The sequence below is a fragment of the Chryseobacterium proteolyticum genome, assembly GCF_046591535.1.
Taxonomy (GTDB): Bacteria; Bacteroidota; Bacteroidia; order Flavobacteriales; family Weeksellaceae; genus Chryseobacterium; species Chryseobacterium proteolyticum.
In genome coordinates, this window is the sequence record NZ_JBJLWK010000003.1 from 619,380 (window position 1) to 636,425 (window position 17,046).

At 36.7% G+C, this 17,046-nt stretch carries 11 protein-coding genes and 2 pseudogenes; 3 read left to right on the plus strand and 10 right to left on the minus strand.

Annotation, left to right across the window (positions count from 1 at the left end; translation table 11 throughout):
• Positions 1–162 precede the first annotated feature (162 nt).
• The 10 genes and pseudogenes from rnhA to ACJ5H0_RS13890 all read right to left on the minus strand — a co-directional run bounded on the left by rnhA (position 163) and on the right by ACJ5H0_RS13890 (position 11,651).
• Positions 163–639 (minus strand): ribonuclease HI, encoded by a 477-nt coding sequence (gene rnhA, locus ACJ5H0_RS13845; RefSeq protein WP_172282269.1) that lies wholly within the window; start codon positions 637–639, stop codon positions 163–165.
• A 38-nt stretch (positions 640–677) separates the two neighbouring features.
• Positions 678–2,264 carry a replicative DNA helicase gene (dnaB, locus tag ACJ5H0_RS13850; RefSeq protein ID WP_273650453.1) on the minus strand — a complete coding sequence of 529 codons (1,587 nt, stop codon included), beginning with the start codon at positions 2,262–2,264 and terminating at the stop codon, positions 678–680.
• A 158-nt stretch (positions 2,265–2,422) separates the two neighbouring features.
• Positions 2,423–4,483: a T9SS type B sorting domain-containing protein gene (locus tag ACJ5H0_RS13855; RefSeq protein WP_172282273.1), complete on the minus strand. Its 2,061-nt coding sequence runs from the start codon at positions 4,481–4,483 to the stop codon at positions 2,423–2,425.
• Between the two features lie 113 nt (positions 4,484–4,596).
• Positions 4,597–6,672 carry a T9SS type B sorting domain-containing protein gene (locus ACJ5H0_RS13860; RefSeq protein ID WP_411249946.1) on the minus strand — a complete coding sequence of 692 codons (2,076 nt, stop codon included), beginning with the start codon at positions 6,670–6,672 and terminating at the stop codon, positions 4,597–4,599.
• 25 nt (positions 6,673–6,697) lie between these two features.
• Positions 6,698–7,315 carry a tetratricopeptide repeat protein gene (locus ACJ5H0_RS13865; RefSeq protein WP_273650455.1) on the minus strand — a complete coding sequence of 206 codons (618 nt, stop codon included), beginning with the start codon at positions 7,313–7,315 and terminating at the stop codon, positions 6,698–6,700.
• A gap of 89 nt (positions 7,316–7,404) precedes the next feature.
• Positions 7,405–8,642: pseudogene (locus ACJ5H0_RS13870) on the minus strand (MFS transporter).
• Between the two features lie 92 nt (positions 8,643–8,734).
• Positions 8,735–9,097: a hypothetical protein gene (locus ACJ5H0_RS13875; RefSeq protein ID WP_345990944.1), complete on the minus strand. Its 363-nt coding sequence runs from the start codon at positions 9,095–9,097 to the stop codon at positions 8,735–8,737.
• A gap of 70 nt (positions 9,098–9,167) precedes the next feature.
• A pseudogene (locus ACJ5H0_RS13880) lies at positions 9,168–10,669 on the minus strand (GH3 auxin-responsive promoter family protein).
• Between the two features lie 126 nt (positions 10,670–10,795).
• Positions 10,796–11,077: a hypothetical protein gene (locus ACJ5H0_RS13885; protein ID WP_411249947.1), complete on the minus strand. Its 282-nt coding sequence runs from the start codon at positions 11,075–11,077 to the stop codon at positions 10,796–10,798.
• Between the two features lie 178 nt (positions 11,078–11,255).
• Positions 11,256–11,651 carry a hypothetical protein gene (locus tag ACJ5H0_RS13890; RefSeq protein ID WP_273650458.1) on the minus strand — a complete coding sequence of 132 codons (396 nt, stop codon included), beginning with the start codon at positions 11,649–11,651 and terminating at the stop codon, positions 11,256–11,258.
• Positions 11,652–11,914: 263 nt separating this feature from the next.
• Between ACJ5H0_RS13890 and mfd the strand changes: the two genes are divergently transcribed.
• From mfd to ACJ5H0_RS13905, 3 genes are all read left to right on the plus strand, one after another.
• The gene (gene mfd / locus ACJ5H0_RS13895; protein WP_411250354.1) at positions 11,915–15,277 is read left to right on the plus strand and encodes a transcription-repair coupling factor; all 3,363 of its coding nucleotides are present in this window, start codon (positions 11,915–11,917) and stop codon (positions 15,275–15,277) included.
• Positions 15,278–15,417: 140 nt separating this feature from the next.
• Complete coding sequence (locus ACJ5H0_RS13900) at positions 15,418–16,227, plus strand: hypothetical protein (RefSeq protein WP_228457018.1); 810 nt, start codon at positions 15,418–15,420, stop codon at positions 16,225–16,227.
• 2 nt (positions 16,228–16,229) lie between these two features.
• Entirely contained in the window at positions 16,230–17,045 is an 816-nt protein-coding gene (locus tag ACJ5H0_RS13905; RefSeq protein WP_411249948.1) for a hypothetical protein, read from the plus strand.
• Position 17,046 lies beyond the last annotated feature (1 nt).

The window sequence follows — 17,046 nt, forward strand, 5'->3', positions numbered from 1 at the left end:
CATGTAAATATATTAAATCCTAAGTAATAAATATGTGTTCAGTGTTAATTTTGCAGAAAATATTAATGATTTTTTAATAAAAGTTAATTTGGATAGTAAAATAACTAAATTATTTAACAGAATAATTGAATTTGATAATGGGTGCTTTTTGATTCTTATTCGTTAAAATAGAGAATTGTTTTCAATATTCTCAAAATAGGTGTCTATTTCTAAATCAGAAGAAGCTGCAGCTGCAACTGCCAGCTTATCACACAGCTCATTTTCAAAATGACCGGCATGCCCTTTGATCCAATGCATTTTAGGAGTATATTGATTGTAAAGAATAACAAACCTTTTCCAGAGATCGGGATTCTTCACATTTTTCCACCCTCTTTTTATCCAGCCGGAAATCCAGTTTTGGTTGATCGCGTCTGCTACATATTTGCTGTCTGTAAAAACATGGATATCATTTTCTGTTGACTTTAGCTTTTCCAGAGCCGTAATTACTGCCAGAAGCTCCATCCTGTTATTCGTTGTTTTACGGAATCCTTTAGAAAATGTTTTTTGATAATTCTTTTCCGGAACACGCATGAGAATTCCATAACCTCCTTTTCCGGGATTTCCACTGCATGCTCCGTCTGTATAAATCTCAATTCTCAAAATTTCAGAAATTGTCTTTTCTTATCAGTTCAACATCATTAAAAAGGGAAGTCGTCATCATCATCAAAATCATTCATCGAAGATCCTGACAACTGGGAGTTGTCCGGAAGATCAAATGCTGCCCCCGGCTGAATGGTTGTTTTTATCTTATCAAAACCACTAGGTTCATTCGAATTAAAACCTGACGGATATCCTGGATTTCCGCCCGTTGCTGCTTCGATATCTCCGAATTTTGCAAAATGTTTAAGGAAAGATAATCGTACATCGGCAGTAGCACCATTCCTGTGTTTTGCAATAATAAGCTCAGCCTGATTTTCAGTCGAAGTTTCCTGGCCTTCTTCATCATTATCCCAAACCGTGATCTTATAATATTCAGGTCTGAAGATGAAAGATACGATATCAGCATCTTGCTCAATCGCTCCCGATTCTCTAAGATCTGAAAGCTGAGGTCTTTTCCCCGGACGTGTTTCCACACTTCTTGAAAGCTGGGAAAGTGCAATAACAGGGACATTGAGTTCTTTTGCAATTGCTTTTAATGAACGCGAGATCATAGAGATTTCCTGTTCACGGTTTCCTGTCCCTTTTCCACCTCCTCCTGCGGTCATAAGCTGAAGGTAGTCGACCATGATAAGCTTTACACCATGCTGCATTACAAGTCTCCGGCATTTTGCTCGGAAATCGAATATAGAAAGTGATGGGGTTTCGTCAATGAAAAGCGGAGCGTTTTCCAGTTCGGATACATTGGAAAACAATCTTTGCCATTCTTCATCATCTAAGGTTCCCTTTCTTAATTTTTCAGAAGAAATTCTGGTTTCAGAAGCAATCATCCTTGTGATAAGCTGAACAGATGCCATCTCGAGAGAGAACAGCACCATTGGGATTTTATATCCTACCGCAATATTTCGAGCCATGGAAAGAAGGAATGCTGTTTTTCCCATCGCAGGACGAGCCGCGATAATAATAAGGTCGGAATTTTGCCAGCCCCCGGTTTCTTTATCCACATCCCTAAATCCTGAGGGTACTCCGGAAAGTCCTTCTTTGTCTTTCAGGGATTTAATTGTATCAATAGCCTGCTTTACTAAAGAATTTGCAGTATCAAAGCCTTTTTTGATGGTCCCGTTGGTGATTTCAAAAAAAGATTGTTCTGCTTTATCCAGCAGCTCAAAAACATCCGTGGATTCTTTATATGAAGAGTCTATAACGTTTGCTGAAACATTAATCAGACTTCTCAAAATATATTTTTCTAGGATAACACGAACGTGATATTCTATGTGAGCTGAGGAGCTTACTCCCATGGTGAGATCAATAATATAATGATCCCCTCCTGCTGAATTTAATTTGTCTTCCTTTTTTAGGTCTTGTATAATAGTCATTAAGTCAACCGGATGGTTGGCTTCATATAATTTCAAAATGGTAGCAAATATCACCTGATGTCTGGGATCATAAAATACCTCCGGAGTAAGAAGGTCGATGGAATGGTCAAGACCTTTTTTATCAATTAAAAAAGTTCCTATAATCAATCTTTCAAAATCCACTGCATTAGGAGGCATTTTTCCATCTGCAATTGACAATTCTTTCGCAAAATTTCCATGCGTAAGAGATGATAATGTTTCTTTCTGCGCCATTGTGCAAAGATAGTTTATTTAAAAAAAAAATTAAAAAATAGTAATCAACAAATTATTCTTAAGGGTTATTAAAATACCACCAATAAAAGATAAGCAATGTTAATAAAAAAATCACCTCGATTTTGAGGTGATTTTTTAAATTCTATTTATAATTTCAATTATTCTCTATTTTTTACCAATATCCATCCGCTATAATTCGTTTGAGTATTGTTTTTATCATTTTCATTCCAAGAAATGGTGTACCAATACGTTCCGGTAATCACTTTTTTACCGCCGGTAGTTCCATCCCATTTGTAGCCTCTCAGTTTATCAGCTTCGTACAATTTATTTCCATATCGATCATAAACGATGAATACTAAATTTTTCTTGTATCCTAGCTCAGAGTAATCTACGTAATCATTTACATTATCTCCGTTAGGTGTGATGGCATTAATTAAGTTAGGAACTGTCACTTGAATATCAATCGGAGTACAATCAAAAGAATCCACTACGTATATTTTGTTTTCCCCTCTAGGAAGTCCGGTAAATACGTTAGAATCCTGCCAGTTGGTACCATCCAGTGAATATTTGTATGGTGGTGTTCCTCCTGAAACATTTACAGTAATTGTATTGTTTGTAATGTCTACACTGCTGATCACTGGTTGTTGGGAAGCCTTTACACTTACTTGCTGTACTGTATAGCAAATTCCTGTTTTAAGTTTTACCCAATAACTTCCTATCGCAACGTTTTGGATAGATTGTGTTGTTGCTCCTGTGCTCCACTCATATCCGTCAAAACCAGGCCCTGCATCCAATGTTGTAGTATCTTCAGGGCAAATAGTAACGTCTTTTAAAACCGCCGATTTTACCGGAGGAAGAACTTTAAGGGTGATTTTAGCAATAGCATAACACATATTTGCGCTGAATACCCTTACATAAACATTTCCATTGGCAGAAACATAAGCCGTAGGATTAGCAATTGGATTGGTTCCGCTTACCGCATCGGCCATGGTTGCATAAAATTTCTTCGTGATGGGTGTCTGGCTTGATACGTTAGCTGTTGTTAAGTCAAATTTTGCTGTTGTAATATTGGTGTCAATATAGCAGGATTCAATTTCTGCATCATTAACCACTACTACCGGAAAGAATTTCAAGGTGATTGCCGAGTCGTCTGAACAGTTTTCAGGCGTTGTTACTTTTACATATACTGTTTTTTCTCCTGAAACGTAAGCGGCAGGATTCATAATCTGGTTGGTTCCTGCATTTAAATCGTTCAATGTAGGATAATATTTTTTTGTCGCGGTACCAGAATATGTATTGGCCAACGTCAGGTTGAATGTTCCTGTCCCCGCACCATTATTATTACAAGCATAAATGGTATCGTCACTTGCCACAATGTTTCCCTGCCTGAATTTAAATTTCCCTGTCTGGAAACAGCCGTTAATCGGATTGTTAGGGTTATTCGGATCTGTATATTTTAATCGGTAGTAGTAGATCGTTGTAGCATCTACCATCGTAGGGCTTGGTAATGGGTTTGATCCCGTTATCGCATCATTTACATTATCATGATAAGTAACGGTAAAATTTGCATTTCCATTTAGAATCCCTGTTGTTAATGAGTTGAAGTCAAATGAAGTTGGCAAGGCACACTTCAGGATTTCATTTGGAGAATCCGGAGTAGGACCAGGTACCCCAGGTGTAATAAATGGATTCGGTGTTACTGCCGGATCATTAAATGCTGAAGTTAAAGTAGCTGTTCCACCCCATGTCATGGAAAAACCATGTGCTGTGTGTGAATAATTATCAACAATCAAATAATAAGTTTCTCCGGCAACTACGTCCATATATGCACTCATAGCCTCATCAGTGTTGGTGCCGGTAAGTGTGAGACTTAAACCAGTTGGTCCGTCTGCAGGAGAATAATTACATCTGATTGGTGGGCTTAAAGCGCCACATGTTTGATTAGGACCATAAACACCAAAGTCATAGTCATCAGAATACTGATTAGGAGTAATAAGGAATGTTAAAGTTCCTGAAGTGGCTATGGTAAAAGAATACCAAACACTATAATGCTCGTCAGTAGCCAAACATCCCATTAAGTCTTCCTGAACATTACCATGACCACTAGGGGTGTAGGAAATATCAGAATTTCCACATACGGGAATTGCAGTGATACAGTCCGACTGTGAAAAATATATTTGATAAGTAAATAAAATAAAAAGAAGTAAGAATTTTCTCATTTTAAAATGAATTTAATGTAACAAAAATAGCGAAAATAACAAGATAATTGGATTATAGTTCGCTCGAATTAATAAAAACCGCTTAAAAAAGCGGTTTTTATCAAAAAATATGACTATTCTCTGTTTTTTACCATAATCCAACTGGAGAATTTGATAGGTGTATTTTTCTTATCATTTTCATTCCATGTCACAGAATACCAGTAAGTTCCTGTTGAAACTTTTTTGCTTCCGTTGGTAGTACCATCCCATTTGTAACCATTCGTTTTGTCAGCCTGGAATATTTTTGCGCCGTATCTGTCATAAATACTTAATATCAGGTTTTGCTTTCCTGCCAATGCAGAATAATCAATCACATCATTCACACCATCATTATTAGGAGTGATCACATTGACTAAATTAGGAACAACCACATTGATGTCAATCGGTTCACAATCATAAGAATCTTTAACATAAATATGATTATCTCCTCTTGGTATATTATTGAATACATTAGAATCTTGCCAGTTGATATTATCCAATGAATATTTATATGGCGGAGTACCTCCGATTACATTTACAGTAATCGTATTTGTTGCTATATCAACATTGGATATAACAGGTTGCTCAGATGCATAAACTGTTACAGTTTGGTTGGTAGTACATTCCCCGGTTTTCAATTGTACTGAATAAGTACCAACAGTTACATTACTGATGGTTTGTGTCGTAGCACCTGTGCTCCATAAATACCCGTCAAATCCAGGTCCTGCATCCAGTGTAGTTGTGTCTTCCATACAGATTATTTTATCTGCAAGGACTGTAGATTTTACAGGAGGTAATACGATCAGATTTACTTTTGCAACAGTATAACAATTATTTGCATTGGTCACTTTGATATAAACCACACCATTCGGTGCAATGTACGGAGATGGCGTAGTGATTTCGTTGGTTCCGTTAACAGCGTCTGTCATGGATGGGTAATACTTTTTAGTAATACCCGGCTGTGTTGTTACGGAAGCAGCTGTAAGATTGAAAGATGCCGTTGAAGGATTCGATTCAATGAAACAAGATCTAAGGGTAGCCTCATTTACCACGACTACAGGATGGAATGCTAAGGTGATTTTTGCAGTAGTGGTACATCCGAATTGTGAAGTTACCAGAACGAAAACATTGCCTCCTGCAGAAGTATATTGATATGGATTCGTGATCTCATTGGTGCCTGCATTAAGGTCTGTAAGGGTAGGATAGTATTTTTTTGTCACGGTTGGGTCGGCAATTACAGCAGCAGTAGTCAGGTCAAATATAGCAGTACCCGTATTGTTGTTATTACATTCTGTTAATGTGACATCAGTCGCTGTGATAGCTCTTTGTATAAATTTAAATTTACCCGGAATCCTACACCTGTTGATAGCACCTGAAGGGGCATTTGGATCGGAATAACTAATGGCGTAATAATAAATATCAGTAGTATTGACGGTTATAGGCGTTGTTATCGGATTATTACCTGTAATCGCATCGTTTGCGTTAGTATAATAAGTTACTATGAAGTTTGGGTTATTGTTTATAATTCCTGCAGATAATGAATTAAAATTAAAAACTGCCGGATTTGAACAGATAATAACCTCTCTCGGATCATTAGGTGTTGGTCCTGCGCTTCCTGGCTCCATAAACGGATAAGGTTGGAAAGCATTGTTGAAAGGGGAAACCAAAGTTGCAGTCCCTCCCCATGTTAATACGAAACCATTTGCAGTGGATAAGAAATTATCAACAACCATATAATAGGTTTGGCCAGCAACAACATTCATGTAAGAACAGAATGGCGGGCCTCCTCCATTTTCTGATGTTCCGGTTGCGGTCATATTTAAACCAGTAGGGCCATCGGCGCCGGAATAGTTACATCTTATGGGAAACCCAAGATTTGCACAAGTAACATTCGGGCCATAAACAGCCCAGTCGTAATCGTCAGCGAAAACATTTGGATCGATATTAAATGTCAGGGTTCCTGATGTAGCAACCGTAAAAGTATACCAGATGGAATAATGTTCCATGCTTAGACAGTCTCCCAGTACTTCGTGGATGTCTCCAGGTCCTGTAGGGGTGAAAGAAATAGGTGTGTTTCCGCAAACCTGAACATTTCCACCACAGTCAGAGCTGGATTGGGCAAAACTTATCTGAGATATAATTATCAGAAAAATAAGTAGAACTTTTTTCATTTTGATCAGTTTAAAATTTTAATTCTTATTTATTTGAAATTAACTGTCTGCCCCATGTTGGTGCAGCACTGCCCATAGAAGTTTTACTGTCGAATCCGTTTTTTGCTTTTTGCAGTAGTACATCAGCGTCAGCTTGGTTTCCTGATTTTTCTTTTATTCTTGCCTTTAGAATGGCAAGTCTTGGATTATTTGGAGAGGTAGCCTCAGCTTTTGCGACTGCCTGAGAAACAATTTCCATATCCTTTTGTGTGTCACCTGATGGACTCACCTGCATTTTCTGGAAATATAGCAATCCTAACAGAATATTAGCTTCGGCATTGTCCTGTTGAGCATTAAATGCCCCTTTTGCAAATTTTCTGGCGAGAGCGTTAGCGCCAGGAAGATCTTCATGCATGGTTTGATTTAGCTGAATCTCCGTTTTAAGATACATAGAAACTGCGGCATAATAATAAGCTTGCCATCTGTCATTCTTTTTGTATCCTGTGAATTTGGAAAATTTTTGGAAAAGGTTGTCGTAGTCGGCTTTTGTTTTAGCTGTATTTACTTGTGATATAGATTGTTGGAAGTCTTTTTCTGAGTAGGTTTGGGCGTTTACCCAAAAGCCAGCCAAGAAGAAGCCTGAAATTAGTAGAAATTTTTTCATAAGGGGGGATTTTATACGACAAATATAAAAAATTATTAAATTTTAATTAATGTTTTTAAGTTTTATTTAATATAACGTGGAATATGTGTTTAATATTGCATTTTTCGTAGCTTAGGATTCGTACTTCCGACAAGTAAGGCAATAAGAACCGTCATACTTCCTCCGAATACTACCGAACGGACCACGCCCAGTAGTTTTGCAGATAGCCCACTTTCAAATTGTCCCATTTCATTGCTTGACATGATAAAAATTGAATTAACACTGAGTACACGTCCCCTTATATGATCAGGTGTTTTCAATTGTACAATGGTTCCACGAATTACAACGGAAATACCATCCAGCATTCCACTCATCACTAAAAACATAAATGATAACCAGTATATATGAGAGAGTCCGAATCCTATAATACAAAGCCCGAATCCGGTAACCACACCAAGTAATATTTTTCCCTGATTTTTTCTCAGTGGAACAATGGAGAGAATGGTGATGATGCACATGGAGCCAATATCTGAGGCTGCATTAAGAAGCCCGAAACCTTCAGCTCCCACCTTTAATATGTCGGTAGCATAAACCGGGATCATGGCTACGGCACCTCCAAACAGTACGGCGAACATATCCAGACATAATGCTCCTAAGATTTCTTTAGTTTTGAAAATATACGAAATACCTTCCCTCATACTTTCCAGAACATTAATATTCCCTTTTTTATATTCAGAAAATTGTTTTTTCAATTGCCAGAAAAATAACGAGGCGATAAAAATGAGCAGGATGATGACCACAAGAGTCCATTTTACGCCAAAAAAAACCAATAAGGAAACCTCCTATGGCGTGACCACAAACAGAAGAGATTAGAAATGTAGCTTGATTAAGGGTGACAGCATGAGGAAGATTCTCCTTTTTTACAATCTTAGGAATCATCGAGGGAACGATGGGACCAATAAACGCTCTTGCAATTCCCGTAAAAAAAAATCACACTATAAATAAAATAGGTGATCTGATGCCCGCTAAAATGCATTTCAACATTGAAAAAAGCTGGAATAAGCAGGAGCCCGATGAGAAAAATATAAGCATAGTTGCAAATGAGCAAGAGCCGCTTTTTTTCATTCATATCAATTACGTGTCCTGCATATAGTGCGCAACTGACTGCCGGAATTACTTCCGAAAGACCAATTAATCCTATTGAGAAAGGATCTTTTGTTAACTGGTACACCCACCACCCCAATAAAGTGGCAAGCATTCTGAAGGCTAAAACAATGAAAAATCTTCCGGTAAGTAGATTTCTGAATTCAATATTTTCTAAGGTTTTTAAGGGAGTAAAGGAAATCATACGCAAAAGTAGCTCTAAATATTTATTTAGAGCTACTGAGAAGTTGATTTTTCAAATGATAAATCAAATGTATTTTGAAAGATAAAATCTATTTAGTCTGCCCTTGAAGCACTCACTACGATGGCCGCTGCCGCAGCTGCACCAATAAGAACTGCTCCTCCTGTTACCCTTGCTCTTGATCTGTCTTTTACGGCAGCAACATTGGATTTTGGAATAATTACTTCTGTACTGTCTTTTTTACCTACTGTTCCTACGATATTATCACCCTGGATATTACGGAATAACATTTTTTGTTTTTTAGAACCGTCTTTCATAGTGACAATGTATATTCTTCCCGCTTCCAGATTAGAATAATTATTTTTTGAAATATCTTCACTGTATTTTGTAGTAGCACATGAAGAGATTAAAAATAAAGAGGTAAGTAAAGATGATTTTAAAAGTACAGATGCTTTCATTATTTTTATTTAGTTTTTCAAATTTATAATTTTTTTTTGAATATTTGTTTTTGGAATTGAAAAAATGTGATTATAATTTGTAAATTTCCAATAAATCAGCAATTTTTCTGTCATTTGCCAATCTTGGTATTTTATTTTGTCCTCCCAGTTTGCCCTGAGATTTTGCATATTCCTGGAATGCATTTTTTTTTCAGAAGCGTAATGTGCAGCTTTTGCAAGATATTTCCTGAAATAAGATCATCATAGTAGGTATTACGTTTGCGTAGCTGATTATCCAGTTCATCTTTGAAAAGCTGAAGGTTTACAGGTTCTTTTTCGAATTCGATCAGCCATTCATGATAAGGGAGTCCTTCAATGGGAGTTACCTGCGGAGCCAGATGGAACTCTGTAATCTGAGCGGGAAACTTTTCTAAAGTGGCTTTGATGGCTTCCTCTACTTCGTAAGCTATGACATGTTCTCCAAAAGCGGATGTAAAATGTTTTGTTCGCCCGCTTACTAAGATCCGGTGAGGATTTTTGCTGATAAATCGCACAACATCCCCGATAGAGTAAGCCCACAGTCCGGAATTGGTTGTTAATATCAAAGCATAATCCTTATTTAGCTCAATATCCTTTAGTGTTAATCTTCGGGCATCCGGTTTCCCGTATTCCTCTAACGGAATGAATTCGTAAAAAATACCATGATGGGTAAGAAGGAGTAGCCCTTCTTTGGTATAGCTATCCTGAAACGCAAAAAAGCCTTCTGAAGCAGGAAAGGTTTGAATGATATCAACCGGTCCGCCCAGAAGATCCTCCATTTTATCACGATACGGCTCATAGTTTACTCCTCCGGTAACAATAAGCTGAAGATTTGGAAAAAGTTGTTTGATCTTTTTACCATGCTTTTCAGTAAGCTTTTCAAAATACATGATGAGCCATGGCGGAATTCCCGATATCAGGGTCATGTTTTCTTTCTCTGTTTCTTCTACAATTTTATCAACCTTGGTTTCCCAATCTTCAATGATATTCGTTTCCCAGCTTGGGAGACGATTTTTTTGCAGATAGTTAGGGATGTGGTGGGCTACAATACCTGATAGACGTCCTGTCTTTATTCCATACACTTCTTCAAGAACAGGGCTTCCCTGCAGGAAAATCATTTTTCCATTGACGAAATCAGCGTTTTTTTTTCTGGGAAATATAATGGAATAATGCACTTTGAGCTGCTGCTACCTGAAAGGGCATCCCTTCTTTTGAAATGGGAATGTATTTTGATCCTGAAGTTGTTCCCGAGGTTTTGGCAAAATATTGGGGCGTTTCCGGCCAAAGGATATTTGCTTGTCCTTTTTTTACCCGTTCGATGTAAGGCTTTAAATCTTCGTAATCAGATACAGATACTTTTTCCTGAAAGTCTTGTACTGACTGAATATTTTCGAATTGATGTTCTCTTCCAAAAAGAGTCTTTTTTGCAGTATCAATCAGTGATAAAAGCAATTTTTCCTGATCCTTTTCTGCATTCTTTTTGAATTCTTCGGCTTTTTGGACATGTTTTTTTGCCCAGGCCAGTGCTATATTTTTCTTTAGGAAGCTTAACATGGTTCAAATTTATAAATAACTAAATAATCTGAGAATACTTTTATGGAATATGAAATAAAAAAAACCGATGATAGCCTCATCGGTTCTTCGAAATTTGATTATGAAAATAACAACTATATGTTGAGTTTATTTGTTGGCCTTATACCTTTTATCTGGTGTGCCATCTTTTTTTAAATGTTTGTTTGCTTTGTATCTTTTATCAGGAATTCCGTCCTTTTTCATTTTCATTCCATTTGAAGTAGCAGCAGATTTAGTTTCAGTGGCTTTCAATGTTTTTGGCGCTTCCTGAGCTTTCAAAGTTTTCGGAGCCTGCTGAACAGTTTTAGTTGCAGTTGCCGGAGTTGTTTGTTGAGCAGTTGCAAGACCTAATCCTAAGATTAATGACATTGCGGTTAATAATTTTTTCATAGAATTACATTATTTTGGTTTTGTTGAGTAAAGGTATGCAAAAATCGTACAGATAGATCTAGTATATAGAAACTTAACTAAAGTTTATTACAGATTAAAAAAAGATTAAACGATCGCATATATTAAAAGAAAAAACCTGTTTCTAAAAAGAAACAGGCCTGTTAAAAAAAAATAATTATTATCGTGTACAATTGGCTGTCCACGTTTTGCCGTCTTTAAGATAAAGAATCTTTAATTCATTATTATCAATCCTTATATAAGAGGTTGCGCTGGAACCAATCATAACTAAACTATTATCACCTTTTTGCTCAAACTCTATTCCATTAAGGTCGGGAATGCCGTTTGAAAATCGAAAATTATACTTTGTACCGCTGGCGATTTTGGTTACAAATACACTACCGTCATTGGTGCTTGTATTTGTTGAACCACCGTCGTTATAAGATACGCTTCCACGGTATGTGCCTGCGAAGAAATCATTGTTTGCGGGATCATCATCCCTGCTACATGATGCTATAGTGACTGCTGCAAAAAATGTCACCATAAAAATGCCCAGAATTTTAATTGCTTTTTTCATAATACTATTTTTAGTGTTGTTATATTCGTATGAATGAAGTTTTCAAACACTGTGCCATGAAGTAAAATGGTTAGTTTTTTAACTTTTAATTAGAGTTTTTAGTAAAAAGATGCTATTTAGATTATCGTTGGGGGATTATTTTGATTTTTGAATAATTTGCTATTTTATTGGGTTGGAAAAAATATAGCTACCTTTGTTCTAAATTAATGAACGGTTTCGGAGAACTTCCGAAATCGATTTTGTCGTTTATACCGTTATTACTTATGCAGTTAACACCTATTCATGAAAAATTTCTTCCGGATTTATTACAAAAAGAATTCGGCAAAGAAATTTTCACACAACTGGAAGCGAATCAACACATCTCGGTAAAAGGGAATGCAGGATCTTCCACTTCTGTTTTTGTGGCAGAGCTTTTCCTGACCCAAAAGAAGAATATTCTTTACATTATAGATGATAAGGAAGATGCTCTTTATGCTAATACTGAAATGGAGGATCTGTTGGGTAAAGACAAGGTTCTTTATTTTCCTGCAACTCATCTTGAACCCTATCAGGTTGAAAAAACTCAGAATGCAAATCTTGTTTTAAGAACAGAGGTTTTAAATAAAATAAATTCCGGGAAATCTCCAAAAGTAATTGTAGCATATACCGGGGCTTTATCAGAGAAAGTTCTTAAAAAAGAAGATTTTAAAGCAATTTCACATCATATCAAAGTAGGAGATCAGCTCGATTTTGATTTTGTGGATGAACTGCTTTCCCATTATCAGTTTCAGCAGGCAGATTTTGTATCCGAGCCAGGAGAGTTTTCAGTAAGAGGAGGAATTGTAGATGTTTTTTCTTACTCTAATGAAAAGCCTTATAGAATCACTTTTTTTGGTAACGAGGTAGAAAGCATCAAAACTTTTGACATTGAAACGCAGCTGTCGGTAGATAAGATCAAAGAATTTCAGCTTGTTTCAAATATGAACTTTTCGGTTTCTGGCAGCCGTGTTTCTTTACTTCAGCTTCTGCCGAAAGAGAGTTTTGTAATTTCGAGAAATGGAGTGGTAGGATTGCAAAAAATAAGATCATTCTATGAGAAATCGTTGGAAAAGTATGAATCTTTAAGTAAGGATATTGCTCACAGGACTCCTGATGAATTGTTTATTTCCGATCAGGAGTTTTTATTTGATTACAAGAAGTTCAAAACAATTGATTTCAGTAGTGTTGCCATTGAAGGGCTTAATACTTATGAGATTAGTATAGAGCAAACTTCCCAGCCTTCTTTTCATAAAAATTTTGAATTATTAATTCAGGATCTGGAAGAGAAGCAGAATGACGGTTTCGATACCTGGATTTCGTTTTCAACAGAAAAACAAAGAGAACGACTGGAGTCAATTTTTGAAGAACTTGAACATCAAATGATCTTCAAAAGCTTTAAATCTGAACTTCATGAAGGATTTGTTGATAATAACCATAAAATATCTGTGTATACCGATCATCAGATATTTGACCGTTATCAAAGATATAAGGCTAAAAATACTTTTGCTAAATCTGAGCAGCTTACCCTCAAGGATCTTATGTCTCTTAAAGTCGGGGATTATATTGCCCATATCGATCATGGGATCGGTAAATTTATGGGATTGGTAAAAGTTAATAATGATGGGAAAATTCAGGAATGTTTTAAACTTACCTATAAAAATGGAGATTTACTTTACGTAAGTATTCATTCACTTCATAAAATATCAAAATATAACGGGCCTGATGGCAAAGAAGTTGTTCTGAGTAAATTAGGATCTCCGGCATGGAAGTCTTTAAAGCAAAAAACAAAAGCAAAAGTAAAGCAGATCGCTTTTGATCTTATCAAACTTTATGCACAAAGAAAAACCGCTCAAGGTTTTGCCTATACCCCGGATTCTTATTTACAAAATGAATTGGAAGCCAGTTTTATTTATGAAGATACTCCGGATCAGGAAAAAGCAACGATTGATGTGAAGGCGGATATGGAGGCAAGTACTGTGATGGATCGTCTGGTGTGTGGAGATGTAGGTTTTGGCAAAACAGAAGTTGCAATAAGAGCTGCGTTTAAGGCAGCAACAGATGGCAAACAGGTTGCGGTTTTAGTTCCAACGACAATTCTTGCATTTCAGCATTACAGAAGCTTTAAGGAAAGGCTGAAAGATTTTCCGGTGAATGTTTCATACATCAATAGATTCAGGTCAGCAAAACAAAAATCGGAAGCTTTAGAAGGATTAAAAAATGGTAAAGTAGATATCATCATAGGAACGCATCAGCTTGCCAGCAATAGTGTTAAGTTTAAAGATTTAGGCTTGTTGATTATTGATGAGGAACATAAGTTCGGAGTTTCCGTAAAAGATAAGCTGAAAACGCTTAAAAGCAATGTGGATACACTTACACTGACGGCGACACCTATTCCGAGAACTTTGCAGTTCTCCTTAATGGCTGCAAGAGATTTATCTGTCATCAAAACACCACCTCCAAACAGGCAGCCGGTAGATACTCAGATTATCGGGTTTAATGAAGAGATTCTTCGGGATGCCGTTTCATATGAATTACAAAGAGACGGACAGGTCTATTTTATCAACAACCGGATTGAAAACTTAAAAGATATTGCCGGACTCATCCAGAGATTGGTTCCGGACGCCAGGGTTATTACTGGTCATGGCCAAATGGAAGGGAAGCAGCTGGAGCGGAATGTCCTTGATTTTATGGAGGGCAAATATGATGTACTGGTCTCAACAACTATTGTGGAAAGTGGGGTAGATGTTCCGAATGCCAATACGGTATTTATCAATGATGCTCAAAGGTTTGGTATGGCAGATCTCCACCAGATGAGGGGAAGGGTTGGACGAAGTAACAGGAAAGCTTTCTGTTATCTGATCACTCCTCCTTATGATATGATGACTTCTGATGCGAGAAAGAGATTGGAAGCTATTGAACAGTTTTCAGATCTTGGAAGTGGATTCCAGATTGCCATGAAAGATCTGGAAATCCGTGGCGCAGGAGATTTGTTAGGTGCTGAGCAAAGTGGATTTATTAATGAAATGGGATTTGAAACATACCAGAAGCTGATGCAGGAAGCTTTGGAGGAGTTAAAAGATGATGAAGATTTTGAAAACCTGTTTGACAATGAAGAGGACAGGCAGAAACTTTTTAAATCTGTAAAGGAAGTGAATATAGATACCGACCTGGAGCTCATGCTTCCTGATTTCTATATCTCTAATACAGAAGAGAGGTTATTGCTGTATCAGAAGATTGCAGAAATTGATAATGAAAAAGATCTTCAGAAATTTGAATCCGAATTGATCGACCGTTTTGGGCCTTTACCGGAGGAAGCTGTTAATCTTTTAAAAAGTGTGTCTTTAAAATGGCTCGCTGCAGACATTGGATTTGAAAAAATTGTTATGAAGAATGGTGTCTTTTTAGGATATTTTCCGGGTAATCCTCAAGATAAGTTTTATCAGACAGAAAAATTCAGGCACATTATCAATTATCTTACTCAAAATCCTTCGGAGGCCCAGTTAAAAGAAAAAATAGGAAAAGAAGGGAATAATTTAATGATGAGAAAAGATAAGATAAAAAATGTAGATGAAGTAAATATTTTGTTGAGGTCTATATTGCAGCTATAGCCCTGTTTTAAAGATAATTCTACTTTTCGTTACGAAGAATTCTATTAATACATAGGCATATTTCTATGGTATAAATAATTAAACTATAGGGTTTTATATTAAAATTGTGTACCTTTGTGCCGCTTATTATGAAAAAAACTATGTATTACTGCATAGCAGGGCTTTGCTCTGTCTATGCTCACGCGCAGGTGGGAATTGACACTAATTCACCAAATTCGACTCTCGATGTAAACGGGAAAACCACCTTAAGAAAAGAATTAAGAGTGGGGGGTACTCCTACTCAAGTTGGAAATGCCGGACTAAACGGACAAGTTTTAGTTTCGCAGGGAGAAAATCTACCTCCTGTATGGAAATCAATCAATGTATCTTTTATGGAAGAAGGACAGTACAAATTAATTAATTCGTACCTGTCTCTGGATCAAAAAGGAATTACCAGTCTATCTAATGGTGTGGCAGGTGATATGATCTATACCAATGTTGTTGGGGATAATATAACCGATACCAGCAAGGGTAAATGGGTGAAGATTGAAGGCCTTGAAAATAATTTTACAGTTAAAAATCCTAAAAACAGGATTACTTACCAATTCCAGACAGGGATTGAATTGAAAGCTCCCGTGGCTACTACTTCCCAGAATATAAGCTTTACATGCGGAGTATTCAGAGGAGGTAAGCTTGTTGCTGTTCGTCCTGATAAAGTTTCCTCTACAAATAATACAGACAAAGGAGGATTTCAGGACTATATTTTTACACTGAATTACACTGAGCAAAACGTTCCCCTTGGTGCTCAGAAAATTGAAGTGGCTTGTAGAAAAATTGAGTCTTCTGATGTGAACAGCCAATTTTCAATTGGACGTAACATTTCGAATTCCAATACAGTTTCTAATGCCTTTACTTTAGAATCGGATCTAAAGATTGATATTATTGAATACGTAACCTACAAAGCCAACTAATTATGAAAAATATATTATCGCTTCTATTCTTATCAATCGGGCTTTCTGTTTCTGCGCAGATAGGAATAAAAACAGTAATTCCAAGAGCAAAACTTGATGTAAACGGAGATATTAATCTTCGTAATAAACTGGTTGTTTTAAATACAACAGACAATAGCCTCGTTCAGGGGACAAATGGCCAGATATTGGTTTCACAGGGAGAAAATTATCCTCCGATTTGGAAAACACTTAGAATTCCTGAATATGAACCTAATCAGTTTTACCTGATCTTTAATAACTCTTTTTCAGATAGAACAGGTGTTACTTTTACTGGAACTGAGGAATCTTCTACAAGATCTACACGATCTACGAGCTTTGTAAAGGGGAGCGACTTCAGCACTTTTAATAACTTTAAAAAGATCAATGCTTTATCTCAGCCGTTCCAGGTATACAGTACGGATAGTAAAACGTATTTTCAGTTTGAAACTGTAGTTCATACGAATTTCCCTGCTAATGGTGCTACAGATACTTCGATTGATTATGCTTGCGGAATCTTTGTAGATAATAAATTGGTGAACCTAAGACAAGGAAATATTAAAGCAAGTACTGCAAGTAATACCTTTTTAACTCACAATCAAATCGGAATTGCTTCGAATCTTACAAAAGGAACTCATACTGTAAGTGTGGCTTGTTCAAGATTGCAGTCATATAATACGAATAATGCTACTTTGGGAATAGGAATCAATGTGGCAACCAATATCGATAGCTTTATTGCCCAGTCTTCTCTTAAAGTGGACGTTTACGAAATCCCTCAAGTCTTTAACACCATTTTAAATTAAA

Excerpts from the sequence above, each read along its gene's own strand:
- dnaB (WP_273650453.1), bottom strand. The coding sequence starts at position 2,264 with ATGGCGCAGAAAGAAACATTATCATCTCTTACGCATGGAAATTTTGCG.
- mfd (WP_411250354.1), top strand. The coding sequence starts at position 11,915 with ATGCAGTTAACACCTATTCATGAAAAATTTCTTCCGGATTTATTACAA.
- ACJ5H0_RS13900 (WP_228457018.1), top strand. The coding sequence starts at position 15,418 with ATGTATTACTGCATAGCAGGGCTTTGCTCTGTCTATGCTCACGCGCAG.
- ACJ5H0_RS13865 (WP_273650455.1), bottom strand. The coding sequence starts at position 7,315 with ATGAAAAAATTTCTACTAATTTCAGGCTTCTTCTTGGCTGGCTTTTGG.
- ACJ5H0_RS13885 (WP_411249947.1), bottom strand. The coding sequence starts at position 11,077 with ATGAAAAAATTATTAACCGCAATGTCATTAATCTTAGGATTAGGTCTT.
- ACJ5H0_RS13890 (WP_273650458.1), bottom strand. The coding sequence starts at position 11,651 with ATGAAAAAAGCAATTAAAATTCTGGGCATTTTTATGGTGACATTTTTT.
- ACJ5H0_RS13905 (WP_411249948.1), top strand. The coding sequence starts at position 16,230 with ATGAAAAATATATTATCGCTTCTATTCTTATCAATCGGGCTTTCTGTT.
- ACJ5H0_RS13855 (WP_172282273.1), bottom strand. The coding sequence starts at position 4,483 with ATGAGAAAATTCTTACTTCTTTTTATTTTATTTACTTATCAAATATAT.
- ACJ5H0_RS13860 (WP_411249946.1), bottom strand. The coding sequence starts at position 6,672 with ATGAAAAAAGTTCTACTTATTTTTCTGATAATTATATCTCAGATAAGT.
- ACJ5H0_RS13875 (WP_345990944.1), bottom strand. The coding sequence starts at position 9,097 with ATGAAAGCATCTGTACTTTTAAAATCATCTTTACTTACCTCTTTATTT.